We start from the raw sequence: 13,084 nt of genomic DNA, 5'->3' as shown, positions 1-13,084 counted from the left end.
TAAAACTACTATACCTGAATATGTAAAGTTTTGTAACGAGATTCAACATTTCTGACCCAGTGGATATAGAAAATAGTGTTATTCCTGGGGAGATTTGGCAAAATTCCCATAATCAAGATGTCGCCAACATATTTTTACATTTAGGCGTAACCATTGGCAATCATCGCCAGAGAAATAGAGTCTGGCAAAACTTCCGTAACAGCATGAATAAAAATGATTTGCTGGTAGTCACTAACGAAATTGGTGTTAATGCTGTATGGAATGGTCAAGCGCGGGGTGGTTGTAAGTATCATGTAGAAGGAATATATCACACCCTGCAAAACAAGTTAGGAATTAAAGCTGAATATTGCCAACTTTTAAGAAAGTATGATGTCAAAACAGATAGTGTGATTGCAACCATGAAATTCCTGCAAAATTACACTTTCCGGTTTAACCAGTTGGGTGTAGATGAGACTGTGGAAATTTTAGCAGGTGAAGAGGTGACAATTTGGCGACATCATAAACATCAAATGCCGGAATTGATGCAAGAATTAGAAACCGCAGGATTGAAGCTTGTTCACTATAGTTTAAATAAATATGCAACACATATTATGGCTATTTGTCAAGTGGTAGATAGTTATAGCAACAGCCAAGAAGGTTAGGACATAAACGGATAATAAAACCGAGACATCAAAAGGGTCTTAACTCAGTCAGTAGGGTGGGTTAGACGGCGACAAAACTTTGCACAACACGAAAAATGTATTTCCGTCGTAACCCACCGCAACATCCCCAGTCCCCAGCTATAAATATCAAGTTTTAAATTCCTGAAAAAAGTGATAATTAACATCAAAAGTTTTGCGAGGTATTAAGCCAAGTTCTAAATTCTCAAACATATCCAGCAATTTTTCCCCATGAACTAGCTCAAGTGGTGGTACACCATCTCTGAGAGCTTCCTTTTGAGCATCTGGTGTAAAAGTTCCTGTGGTAATAATTATCCCTTTCTCAGCCCTACCCATCATCGCGCCCCGAAAATCTCTCACTTGTGGAGATGAGACAGAACCAGCATAGCGTTTGCACTGGAAAAGGACTTTGAAGCTGACAAATGGATTAACTTGTAAAATTCCATGTCCATCAATACCACCATCTCCAGAACGTCCTGTAACGGTAACTTGTTCAAAACCTGACTCTCTTAAAAGTCGCTGACATAGGCGTTCAAAACCAGATGGAGATAGTGACATTAGAGTTTCTAGCAGTTTTTGACGATATGATGAATCATCATTAACTGTCATATTATTGGGTGCAATACTATCATCAACTATCTCTTCATTTTCAGATAATTCTGCTGTGGAATTTCTGTTAGTTTGAAACTCAGCCTGAACTTGCTTAAAAATAGATAACGCATCTTCAAATGATAACGAATTAATAGCTCTACTGTGATCATTTAGACTCCACACACCACGTTTTGAAGAATCCATCAAACCAGCTTTAACAAGATAAAATCTAGCCCATGAAACTTGATTATCAAAACGAGACGCACCACCTGCAAGCAACTCTAGTCTTTCTGGTTCAGATATATTCAATTTTTGAGCAATAAACTCTCTCACCTCGGAAGGACGACCAGAACCGCCTAACTCTTGTAGTGCTTCTATGACTGGCGAGAAAAATCTGACAAATTTGGGTCCATTCATTGGTTTGTATGTAATACATTCATGACTCAAATCGATTATGATGCAGACTATAACTACAAACACCAACGTCAGCAGACATGAGCGTGATTGTTGATACTTCTGTTTGGTCTCTGGCTCTGCGTCGGAAAACGCCACCTGATTCTTCCCCTAGCATTACAATATTGCAGAATTTAATCACTGACGACCAAGTTGCTTTGTATAGATTCATGACTCAAAAGGATTTAAGTCATAATCGAATTTGGCTTTACCACGCGTGGCGTAAACCGACTGAAGACACTCTTGAAAGTCATCGCCTTCCCAGGTTTTGGCGTGTCTCAAAATGGAACGCCCAGAAGCTGGACGGTAGGGTGATTGAGAATTTTCTGTTGAATTGGATTCTGGTAGTCTCTGGGTATCTTCTGATTTAACTTGTGAGGCAGGTATATCTTTGTTGTCTGCTTCTTGCTTAGTCTTTTTGAATTTCATCAATTATGAATTTTTATATTTGAATATTGTAGCTTGTTAGTATGCGGATATGTCTTACATATTTAATCTGAATCATGCAGCATTTTTAAATGGAGAGGTAAATCTATTTCCTGAAAATGTTCAGCCGGAGTAGTAGGTAAACCACTTAGTTCAAATAAATCTCTAATTTTTCTAATTAATATTTCAATTAAAGTATAATTTTTTGTTAATTCAAATAAGTCTTCCTTGTCTAGAACAACTATAATTTTTTTTGTCTTAGCATGAAAAATTATTTGACGTAGCCTACAATCACTTACTCTTCTTTGTCGTGCATCACCTCTTTGAGGAAATCCTGATGCACCATTCAAGGTAAAAAAAATTCCTAAACCTGCTCCACTCAAATTGTGTTCCATAATGCTACATAATCGAGCAAACTGCTGGTCTTTTAAGGGAGATTTTGTAGCTTTTGCCTCAATTACTATATCTCTAGTTTCCCATTCAAGATATAAAGTTTTACAGATGAATTTCCATTCAAGACTATCACCACTTACTAACAAATCATATTGCGGACCAGCTGATTGAAAACTTTTAATACTTTGTATTCCTTTTAGTCCTTTAAATAATAAAAGTACAATCTGTTCTAGCAGCTGACCTGCTTCCTGTGTTTGTTTGGTTGTGGGTCTTTCTAATTCTGTAAAAATCTTAAGTCTATTTAAATATTGAGGTAGCTGAACATTTACTTTACACAGATACACAGCTAATTTATTTAATGCTGGATTTCCTGATTCAAGTAAGTCCATAGTATTAATGATAGATTCCACAAGCTCGTCTTGACTTTGCATAATTCAATTAAATAAACTCTATTGGTTGTTTAGATATTGCCATAAGGTCAAACGATAGCTCATCATAATTTTCTACAATACTTTCACAATGCGGACAAGTATAAGGTAAATCTGGAAAACCTATTCCATAAGGAATTGCATCTACAGAGACATCTGGATCGCAATTATGATATATGAGAAGTTTCATTTCACACAGCCCTTTAGCTTCTAAATCTGCTAATATTGCTAGAGCTTCAGAGTATTCTATACCCAATCGCACAGCAAGTTGATGCGGCATTGTTGTTGATGCCGACATAAAATGCTCGTTCAGTTCAGCCTTCTGATTCTCAGATAAGAAGTCTAAATGACCCTTGTGGATGAAGCTAGTCATAACTTTAGCCTTAAAATCCCAGTTCTCTCAGTAGAAACTCAAGAACACCAGTACTACCACCATAGTACCTTGAATAGCACTTGAGATGTTGAAGAGAATCTTGCGTTTTAGAATTAGGTTTGAGTCCAAAATAGCAGTGTACTTTGATGAGAGGCTTGAATGTAAATTTTTTTAACTGTTCTGTCTCTATTTCATTTGCAGTCACTTCAGCATCAAGTTGAAACTCATAAGATTTCGTACCCCATTCTTTGAGCAAGGTTAACAAAATTGCGTCTTCAGCGTTAGTTATCTTTTCTGAATCATCTAACAAACCGAGTACCTTCAAAACTGAATTAGCTAATTTATTTGAAAGAGCTTGTAATCCTTTAACATCAATCTCTTTAACATCTGCGCTATGAGCATTGATAGCCAGTCCTGATGCTTCTGCTCTAATCCTTAAATGTCGCCATTTATAGGGATTACAATTGAGATATTTATCCCACATATCATGCAGAACAAGTTTATGAAGATTAGGATGCTTCCAGTCGGCTTGGCAATGATTAGCTAATTCATCAATAAATCCAGGAATATAATTCCAGAAAGCGAATTGAGTGCGTTGTTCTATGCGTTCTGAACTATAGGTAAATCCATCCCAGGATAAAGCCAAGTAATCTCGATCCACCTCAGCAATTAGAGACCAGCGAATATCACGTTTATCTGGTTTACTTGTAGTTCCAGTTCCTCCCCTAACAGAATCGTCAATTTTATAAGTTCGGATATACCATTTTTTCTGGGGTTGATTGGGATCTTGAATTGGTCCGTACCAACCATCCTGACCAAATTCTTGTAACAAGGGTGCAGAAGAATTTAGGTTCGGTGTGCGAGCGCACGTACCTAGTTTTAAGCTCAACCATGTTCTTGACTGTTTTACATAAGCAAGTAATATTTCTTCTGGAGTAAGCTTACCTTTTTCAAGTGCATTGGCTATATCTACGGCTAAATCAGCTTTCTTCAGCCCATGTTTTTGTGATGAAATAAGTTGAAGGGTTTCAACAGTAAATTCATTACTAGAAAGGAACTTTTCACAAAACTCTCGACCTGGGTTATATCCATGATCGACAAAAGCGTTAATACTCATACAATATTGGTCAAGATGTTGCGCCGATGCACTTGAAAGGTTGTTAAAAAAATAGCATAGCAAAAAATTAGGGCAGGCAAGATGCCTGCCCCACAAGAGAATATAATTAACTCAAGGCTGAGAGCAAATCACTGTGCGCCTTGGCTAACGCCTCCGGTAACTTACTCGCATCACGTCCGCCGGCTTGGGCTAAATTCGGTCTTCCACCACCGCCACCGCCGCAAATCTTCGCTACAGCACCGACAAATTTACCCGCTTGCAGTCCCTTTTTATTCACCTCTGCACTGAAGGCTGCAACTATACTCACCTTCCCTTCTTCTGGAACCGAACCCAGCACCACAGCACCGTTACCGATTTTTTGCAGTAACCTTTCCGCCGCAGTTTTCAATGATTCCGGGTCAACGTCTTCCATTTGCGCCACCAAAATTTGATAATCGCCTACAGATTCTACTGTTTGCAGCAAACTGTCTGATTTAGCGATCGCCAATTGTGATTTTAGACTGGCTAATTGTTTCTCACTATTTCTCAGTTCAGTTTGCAGAGTGGTGATTCTCTCTGGTAATTCTTCGGGTTTAACTTTAAAGCGATCGCACAAATCCTTAACTACTATATCCCGAACATTGAGATAATCCAATATCGCCGGGCCAGATACAGCCTCAATCCGTCGCACCCCAGAAGCCACACCAGCCTCAGAGATAATCTTAAAGATGCCAATTTCCGCAGTATTGCTGACGTGAGTTCCACCGCAGAGTTCCATTGACACCGTAGGAAAGTCAATCACCCGCACTTCTTCTCCGTATTTCTCCCCAAACATCGCCACAGCACCCCTAGCCTTAGCCTCTGCTATAGGTAATACTTCTATGTTTGCAGAATGTGCCTCAGCAATCCAAGTATTTACCTGTGCTTCCACTTGTTCCACTTCTGCTGCTGTCAAACCACGGGGACAGTTAAAATCAAAGCGTAATCTATCAAAGGAAACCAGAGAACCGGCTTGAGATATACCATCATCCACAAGTTTCTTTAACGCTGCTTGCAATAGGTGCGTTGCAGTATGGTTAGCTTCAGCGCGACGACGACAAGCCCGGTCAATTTGAGCAGTTACAGTATCTCCTACTCGGATTATACCGCGTTCGATGCGTCCAAAGTGGATAAAAAAGTCAGATTCTCTTTTCACATCTTCCACACGCACCAATACCCCATCACCGGAGATATAACCTTTATCTGCAATTTGTCCCCCAGACTCGGCATAAAATGGGGTTTGATTGAGAACAATTTGAATTTCTGTCCCCGCTTCTGCTTCCTCTTGGGCAATGCCATCTATTAATATGGCTTCGACATTTGCTGTCGCCGCAGGTTGGGTATAACCGATAAATTCCGTCGCTTGGATGTGTTCGGCTAACTTATCCAGGGAACCTTGCACAGTTAAATCAATGGTTTCGTGAGCAGCTTTGGCACGTTCCACCTGTTTTTGCATTTCGGCGTTGAATCCCGCTTCATCCACAGTTAGCTGATTTTCTTCCGCAATTTCTTGGGTGAGTTCCAGGGGAAAACCAAAGGTATCGTATAAAGTAAAGGCACTTTCACCGCTAATTTGGGTTTTGCCTTGCTGTTTCACCTCTTGGATGATTTCCGCTAAAAGTTTCTCGCCTCTATCCAAAGTTCTGAGGAAATTGGCTTCTTCTCGTTGCAACTCCGCTTTAATTGCTGCTTCCCGTTGGCGGACATTGGGGTAAGCTGATTCTGACAGGGAAATTGCAGTTTCCGCAACTTGGGTAATAAACTCGCTGTTAATTCCCAATAAGCGCCCATGACGCACTACCCGCCGAATTAAGCGCCGCAGTACATAACCTCGTCCCACATTAGAAGCGCGAATTTCATCGGCTATCATGTGGACAACGGAACGCACATGATCACCAATAACTTTTAAGGAAACTTGGGTTTTTTCGTCGCTTTTGTGGTAGTCAATCCCCGCAATTTGGGCTGCTGTTTGAATAATTGGGAAAATTAAATCAGTTTCATAGTTATTCGGGACTTTTTGCAGGATTTGCGCCATCCTTTCCAAACCCATCCCGGTATCAATGTTTTTGTTTTGCAGAGGTGTTAAATTACCTTCAGCATCCCGGTTATATTGCATGAACACGAGGTTATAAAACTCGATAAACCGGGTATCGTCTTCTAAATCAATGTTTTCATCTCCCAATTCTGGGTGAAAATCATAATAGATTTCCGAACAAGGACCACAAGGGCCTGTGTGTCCAGATACCCAAAAGTTATCGTCTTCGCCCATCCGTTTAATTCTAGCTTCGGGTACGCCAATTTCATCACGCCAAATATTATAAGCTTCATCATCATCTTCAAAGACGCTGACTACTAGCTTTTCTGGTGGTAAGCCGAAAACTTGAGTTGATAATTCCCAGCCCCAGGCGATCGCTTGTTCTTTAAAATAATCCCCAAAGCTGAAGTTACCCAACATCTCAAAAAACGTATGATGGCGTTTGGTGCGTCCCACATTCTCAATGTCGTTGGTGCGGATGCACTTTTGCGATGTGGTGGCGCGATTAAATTCTGCTGTGCGCTGTCCCAAGAATATCGGTTTAAATGGTAGCATCCCCGCAATTGTCAACAAGACCGTGGGATCTTCCGGGACAAGGGAGGCGCTGGGGAGAATTTGGTGTCCTCTTTCGGCGAAGAAGTTCAAAAATAAGTTGCGAATTTCGTTACCGCTAAGTTTTTGGGGGTTGGAAGGCATGAGTGACAAAATTAGTTTAAATAGTCGCTTTTACAGAAAGAGTATGACTCAAATTTGGGCATCTCTGCCATAGGTGAGTCGAAGAAGAAGCAGGGGAGCAGGGAGCAGGGAGCAGGGAGAGAAGAGGCAGGGTGTGGGAAGTGTGGGAAGTGTGGGAAGTGTGGGAAGTGTGGGAAGTGTGGGAAGTGTGGGAGGTGTGGGAGGTGTGGGAGGTGTGGGAGGTGTGGGAAGTGTGGGAGGTGTGGGAAGTGTGGGGGAAGATTGTTACTTCTCAATACCCAGTCCCCAGTCCCCAATACCCAATACCCAGGTATATCTAACTATAGTTAGATGTGCGATCGCACTCTGCACTCCTATCATTCTTTCAGTGTGTATCCGCAAAAGCTAACCCAGTTTTTTGTGGTACTAAAACTCAGGATTCCCGATGTTGCTCGTGTTATGTCGTGGAGTGTAGTTGTGACTGCTGGTTTTCACATTGGAGGCTCTTCATAATTGATCAAAAAATATCATTTATCTGTTTCTACTCATCTGATGTTTAATCGGTGGAAGTCTTAACCTAAAGTTAACTTATATCAAATACCTTAAATAAATTTTTCCCCGGAATAACATATGTTCAAATTTTTGACAATATATGAGAGCATCAGTAAATGTATAATATTAATCAGATAAACATAAGTTTTTTTGTTAAAAATATTGGTACTTTGTGGCATGATTGCCAATGCCTGCAATGTTAATTTTCCGCATATCGCATGATTGCCAATGCCTGCAATGTTAATTTTCCGCATATCATTTTATCAATAACAAATTGTTAAACTTTAGATAATCTTAACATTTCAATCTTATAATTAACATTAATGATTTATATCTATAAAATATACTTTTAGATTCTGGGAGAATATGCAAATAGTGTGATCAAAAAAGCAATAAATGAATCATAATTAGCAAATAATATTAGATTACCATCCAATTATATATTTGAAGTTTACTTTTCTGTTGAAATCAATATAATCGTATGTAATTTTCACTACAAAACAAGTACCACACTTTAGCTAGAAGCAAGGCATAAAAAATATATGATAAAATTTTCTATTGTGGTTTTTGGTAGCGAAGAGTTTTTTTCTCAACTTCCTCATCATCTACTTGATACTAGTGATGTCGATTTAGAAGTGTTTGTGGATTTACACCAAGCAGTATCACGGATTAAAAATGCACCACCCGATGTCATAATTGCACAGGCCAGTGCTGAGGGGTGTATGAAAATTTGTCACTGGCTAAAAACTCAGCCAAAATTATGCTGGATTCATTATATCCTTTTAGAGGATCGTCCGCAACATTTGATGGCGAGAAAACACCATAGCTGGGAATGGGAATTAAAAATGACGGCCAATGTGCTGGAACAAGGGGCGGATGCTTATATTTGGCAGGTTAATCTAGCCAAAATAAATAGCACTACCAAAGATGTCACTGCATATCATAGTCTGTTATTGGCTCAGTTGATGCTGGGTGTACACAAAGCCCAGAAGTATCGGGATGTACTGCAAACAAATGATTTATTGTCCGGTATGGCTTTGGCTGATGCGTTGACAGAAATGAGTAACCGCCGGGCTTTGGAATGGGAATTACCCAGACAAATTATCAAAGCTAGGACAAAAAGCACTCCTTTGAGTGTGATGATGTTAGATGTGGACTATTTTAAACAGGTTAATGATAAATATGGTCATTTAGTTGGCGATCGCCTGTTACAATTATTATGTACCCGTTTACGCCATAATCTGCGCTCTCAAGATACAGCTTTTCGTTATGGTGGAGAGGAGTTTGTGGTGATTCTACCTAAAACTAATCAAGATGAAGTCTTGCGCGTAGCCCAGCGTTTGAATCGCCTCATAGCTGAAGACCCGTTTAAAATTAACAATCAAGTATCTATTCGTCTGACAGTTAGTTTAGGTGTTGCTAGTTTGCAAAGAGATGATGATGTGCATGGTTCCAGTTTACTGTACCGTGCTGATCAATACTTATTACAAGCCAAAACTGCTGGCAGGAATCAAGTGGTTGGGCGTGACTATTCCCCCTCTAGTTCTCATCTAAAACTAGTTTCTTCTTAATGTCCGCAGCATCATTAATGACACGTTGACAATCTAGAATAGAAGCCCGTTGTTCCATAGATTTGACTAAGGCTTGGTAACTAGACCAATTTTCTTGGAGTAAGGTTTTGGCTTGCAGAAGATGAAATCGTTGTTTCTGCTGACGTTCTGATTCTGAGAAACCCAAACCTGCTAAAACTGCCCCTAACTTGCTGCGATCATCAGCCCCACCTTCAGCACTATCAAAAACTAAAGTCTCAGCCACAATACCAGCCATCCATATTGTACAGTAACGATCAATTATTTGGGCGCTGATTTTTCCCTGTTCTAATTGAGTTGCTAATTCAGCATCATCAAAACTGACACCCCCTTGTCCCGGTTGGCCTTGTCTCCAGGCTTCCCAAGCACTGAGTGTATAACCAGTTACAGGGATGTTGAGCAAATGGGCTGTGAGTAAGTGACCGGCTTCGTGGTGGATAATGCGATCGCGGTGTTCAGGAGAAAAACTCGCTATCCAGTCTAATATAATTGTACCGCCCTGACCTTGCAAACTGAAATTATCGAAGGTGGCGATTCCTAAAATAGTGAAGGTAGCAATTGCGGGTACTGCTGGGGATAAATGAATTAATGGCCCCAACAACACCGAGAATGTCATCAGAAATATTGATATTGCTACTAAATTTAAGGCGGTTTGACTCATGTTTGGGAGTGTGAGGAGTGGGGAGTGGGGAGTGTGGGGAGTGTGGGAGGTGTGGGGAGTGTGGGGAGTGTGGGAGGTGTGGGAGGTGTGGGGGGAAAGATTTTTAGTTTCCAATACCCAATACCCAGTCCCCAATACCCAGTCCCCAATACCCAGTCCCCAATACCTAGTCCCCAATACCCAGTCCCCAATACCTAGTCCCCAGCTATATTATTGAGATATTCTGATTTCTTGACACTTAGCCTCAGCGGCCTGAAAAGCTGCTAAATATTCCTTTCCACCCAACATGACATCACCATAATATTCATAAGGTGCTTCGCCATATATTGGTAAGGGATGATCTTCGGGATAATCTTCTTTTGATTCCTCAATAATGGCTTTGAGTTTTTTCACACTCACAGTTTGGGCGGGAAAGTACCACAGTTGGGCGGGGGTGGTGTGCAGATGTGGGAAATTTGGGTCAATAATGCTAACAGTAGGTTCATTGAGGGAAGTTTCGCTGACTTCTATCCAACTGTGTTCGATGGGTTGATCTGGCTGGGTAGCCATAACTAAAAATCCCTGAACATATTTAGCGTTTTCTGTGGCTAATACTGCTTTGTAGGCGTTATCAAATGTCTGATTAGCTTTACTTTTAATCTTTTGAGCAATTTCAACTGAAAGCGCTTCATTCAATGCTTTGTTCATCTACAGGGGGGATTAGAGCGATGATTATAATATAGTATCACTTTGACATTTGATACTCTGATTTACTGATGCCGTTTATGGTTTCAGGGTGGTTAACTGCGGAACCAAAGTCTTTAAGGCTTGACCTCGATGACTAATTGACCCTTTTAACTCCCGTGACATCTCTGCAAAGGTCTGTTGCTGTTCAGAAACGTAAAATATGGGGTCATAGCCGAAACCACTTGCGCCACGGGGTGCATACAGAATTTCGCCGCGACATATACCCTCGGATTCTAAGGCTATTTTACCATCAGGACGGGCGATCGCCACGGCACAGACAAATTGAGCTTGGCGATTTTCGCTGTTTCCTAATTCCCGTAATAACCGAGAAATCCGGTCTGAGTCACTGGTTCCGTAACGGGCAGAATATACCCCCGGCGCGCCATTGAGGGCATCTACTTGTAAACCAGAATCATCGGCGATCGCCCATTGTCCTGTAGCTTGAGCAATTTGGGAAGCTTTGAGACAAGCATTGGCGGCAAAAGTTTCACCTGTTTCTTCCACATCTAATGTTTCGGGTTTCAGGGTTAATTCCCAACCAGAATCAGCCAGATAAGCTTGCAGTTCCCGCAATTTACCGGGATTTCCTGTAGCTACTACGAGTAATTTAGTCATATATAGTTGGGGGAGTAGGGACTGGGGAGTGGGGAGTGGGGAGTAGGGAGTGCTGAGTTAAATATGCTGTGAGATTCTACTCAGCACTCATAACTTACTCTGCCCAATTTTTCGCCCAAGCTAGGGTTTGATGTACTTGTTTGAGATTGGGCGCTTCGCAATAGAGGCGTAATACTGGTTCTGTCCCGCTAAAGCGAATCATTAACCAGCTATTGTCAGCGAGGCGGAATTTATAGCCGTCGATGGTTTGACAGTCAGTGACTTTTTGACCGGCAATTTCGGTTAATGGTTGGGTTTGCAGTTGTTGTAAAAGACGCGATCGCACATCCATACTGGCTAAGGGTAAATCGATGCGATCGTAAGCCGATGTAAAGCCTGTTTTTGCTTGCAAAGACTGATAATAAGCGCTTAAATCTAACTCAGATTCTACAATTGCTTCTAAAACGTACAAGGCTGAGAGTAAAGCGTCACGTTCGGGTATATGACTCCCGTAACCGATTCCTCCCGACTCTTCCCCACCTAACAATACATCTGCAACTAACATTCTATCGGCAATGTATTTATATCCTACGGGGGTTTCAAAAACTGGCAAGTTATGCAGTGCAGCGACACGGGGAATTAAATCAGAACCACTGACTGTTTTGACGATTTCACCGCTAAAGTTGCGCCTTTGGGTGAGGTGGTCAATTAAAATGGGAATTAAGATTTGCGAACTTAAAAAGTTGGCGTTACCATCTACTGCGGCAATGCGATCGCAGTCGCCATCAAATACTAACCCTACAGCTAAACCGGATTGATTGCTTTGACGGTAAGTTTTCATCACGGAGAATAACCCAGCCAAGTATTTGGGTAAAGGTTCTGGCGCACCACCTGCAAATAAAGGATCACGATCGCTGTTGATTTCTTGGACACCATCCCCCAATAATTGGGCTAAACCTCCTGCTGCTGCGCCGTGCATCACGTCTACAAATAATGTCAGTTTTCCAGAGGCGATCGCGGCTTGAATTTTGCTAATATTCACTTTAGCTTTCAAGGCTGTGATGTAACTTGGCCAGGGATTCAAATCTTCTTGCTTTCCGGGCTTTTCCGCAACAGGTACACCCTCCGACAATAACCTTTCTATTTCTTGAGTGACTTCCGGTGGTACTGAACCTCCAAAAGCACCCTTGACTTTTAACCCTAAGTATGTCCCTGGGTTATGACTAGCGGTAATCACCAGCGCCCCTAAAGCATTTAAATCTTTAGCGGCCCAACTAAAGGCGGGAGTTGGGGCATAGCTTTCGCTGAGTAAAACATCAAAACCCGCAGCACTAACGGTATCAGCCACTGTTTGGGCAAACTTTTCCGCCATAAATCGGCGATCATAGCCGACAACAATTGTTTTGCTACCAACTGTAGAATAATATGTATTATATAATACTTGTGCGGCAACTGGTGCAACCAGAGCTAGACGTTCAAAGGTGAAGTCATCACCAATCACGCCTCGCCAGCCGTCGGTACCAAATTTAATCGCGTTAGCAGCAACTGGCATTCATCTCTCCTCACTGTTTACGAGTCGTGATGCGTAAAGCACCCATAATTGGCGGGTCATATATAAGCGGAAGGCTGATGTATTCAGCCTTTAATGGTGAAATATACAATCTGCTTAGGGTGTTGTCCAGTAGTTCAGCAACCTTAGAAGTTACCAAAAAACTGGGTTTAAAGCCCTGTCGTTCTACGACGGCTTTTAATTCATTAGTGTACCAGTATGCTGCTATACTAATTGTAGTGGAA

The 13,084-nt window shown here is 41.4% G+C and carries 14 protein-coding genes; 3 read left to right on the top strand and 11 right to left on the bottom strand.

The genetic code is table 11. From position 1 onward, the window contains the following. The first annotated feature begins 59 nt into the window (after nt 1-59). Nucleotides 60-641: an L-histidine N(alpha)-methyltransferase gene (locus ACM0OP_RS22115; protein WP_414530568.1), complete on the top strand. Its 582-nt coding sequence runs from the start codon at nt 60-62 to the stop codon at nt 639-641. Nucleotides 642-788: 147 nt separating this feature from the next. On the opposite strand, the gene ACM0OP_RS22110 is transcribed toward ACM0OP_RS22115, so the two are convergent. The 6 genes from ACM0OP_RS22110 to alaS all read right to left on the bottom strand — a co-directional run bounded on the left by ACM0OP_RS22110 (nt 789) and on the right by alaS (nt 7,189). Beyond that, a complete protein-coding gene (locus tag ACM0OP_RS22110; protein WP_414530567.1) occupies nt 789-1,667 on the bottom strand; it encodes a restriction endonuclease in 879 nt (292 codons plus the stop codon). Nucleotides 1,668-1,871: 204 nt separating this feature from the next. Beyond that, on the bottom strand, nt 1,872-2,132 hold the full coding sequence (locus tag ACM0OP_RS22105; RefSeq protein WP_414530566.1) for a DUF2281 domain-containing protein: 261 nt from the start codon (nt 2,130-2,132) through the stop codon (nt 1,872-1,874). 62 nt (nt 2,133-2,194) lie between these two features. Continuing rightward, the gene (locus ACM0OP_RS22100; protein ID WP_414530565.1) at nt 2,195-2,953 is read right to left on the bottom strand and encodes a hypothetical protein; all 759 of its coding nucleotides are present in this window, start codon (nt 2,951-2,953) and stop codon (nt 2,195-2,197) included. A 7-nt stretch (nt 2,954-2,960) separates the two neighbouring features. Further along, the gene (locus ACM0OP_RS22095; protein WP_414530564.1) at nt 2,961-3,323 is read right to left on the bottom strand and encodes a hypothetical protein; all 363 of its coding nucleotides are present in this window, start codon (nt 3,321-3,323) and stop codon (nt 2,961-2,963) included. Nucleotides 3,324-3,333: 10 nt separating this feature from the next. Next, nucleotides 3,334-4,440, bottom strand: coding sequence for a hypothetical protein (locus ACM0OP_RS22090; protein ID WP_414530563.1), 1,107 nt, complete (start codon nt 4,438-4,440; stop codon nt 3,334-3,336). A 106-nt stretch (nt 4,441-4,546) separates the two neighbouring features. Beyond that, a complete protein-coding gene (gene alaS, locus ACM0OP_RS22085) occupies nt 4,547-7,189 on the bottom strand; it encodes an alanine--tRNA ligase (protein WP_414530562.1) in 2,643 nt (880 codons plus the stop codon). A gap of 133 nt (nt 7,190-7,322) precedes the next feature. Between alaS and ACM0OP_RS22080 the strand changes: the two genes are divergently transcribed. Continuing rightward, entirely contained in the window at nt 7,323-7,577 is a 255-nt protein-coding gene (locus ACM0OP_RS22080) for a hypothetical protein (RefSeq protein WP_414530561.1), read from the top strand. Between the two features lie 688 nt (nt 7,578-8,265). After that, the gene (locus ACM0OP_RS22075) at nt 8,266-9,291 is read left to right on the top strand and encodes a GGDEF domain-containing protein (RefSeq protein ID WP_414530570.1); all 1,026 of its coding nucleotides are present in this window, start codon (nt 8,266-8,268) and stop codon (nt 9,289-9,291) included. Here ACM0OP_RS22075 and ACM0OP_RS22070 read toward each other — a convergent pair. The 5 genes from ACM0OP_RS22070 to ACM0OP_RS22050 form a co-directional block, all read right to left on the bottom strand. Beyond that, the gene (locus ACM0OP_RS22070; protein ID WP_414530569.1) at nt 9,260-9,970 is read right to left on the bottom strand and encodes an ATP-dependent Zn protease; all 711 of its coding nucleotides are present in this window, start codon (nt 9,968-9,970) and stop codon (nt 9,260-9,262) included. The two genes, ACM0OP_RS22075 and ACM0OP_RS22070, sit on opposite strands and share 32 nt — an antisense overlap. A gap of 210 nt (nt 9,971-10,180) precedes the next feature. Next, nucleotides 10,181-10,657, bottom strand: a complete 477-nt coding sequence (locus ACM0OP_RS22065) for a hypothetical protein (RefSeq protein ID WP_414530560.1) — start codon at nt 10,655-10,657, stop codon at nt 10,181-10,183. 75 nt (nt 10,658-10,732) lie between these two features. Continuing rightward, complete coding sequence (rdgB, locus tag ACM0OP_RS22060) at nt 10,733-11,311, bottom strand: RdgB/HAM1 family non-canonical purine NTP pyrophosphatase (protein ID WP_414530559.1); 579 nt, start codon at nt 11,309-11,311, stop codon at nt 10,733-10,735. 94 nt (nt 11,312-11,405) lie between these two features. Continuing rightward, a complete protein-coding gene (locus ACM0OP_RS22055) occupies nt 11,406-12,842 on the bottom strand; it encodes a phosphoglucomutase/phosphomannomutase family protein (RefSeq protein WP_414530558.1) in 1,437 nt (478 codons plus the stop codon). A 10-nt stretch (nt 12,843-12,852) separates the two neighbouring features. Beyond that, nucleotides 12,853-13,084 (bottom strand): hypothetical protein (locus ACM0OP_RS22050; RefSeq protein ID WP_414530557.1); only part of this gene is annotated, 232 nt, incomplete at its 5' end.

The organism is Nodularia chucula CCY0103 (assembly GCF_963923915.1).
GTDB classification, from domain to species: domain Bacteria; phylum Cyanobacteriota; class Cyanobacteriia; order Cyanobacteriales; family Nostocaceae; genus Nodularia; species Nodularia chucula.
The sequence above is the reverse complement of the archived record's forward strand: the minus strand, read 5'-3'. Positions and strand labels throughout refer to the sequence as shown.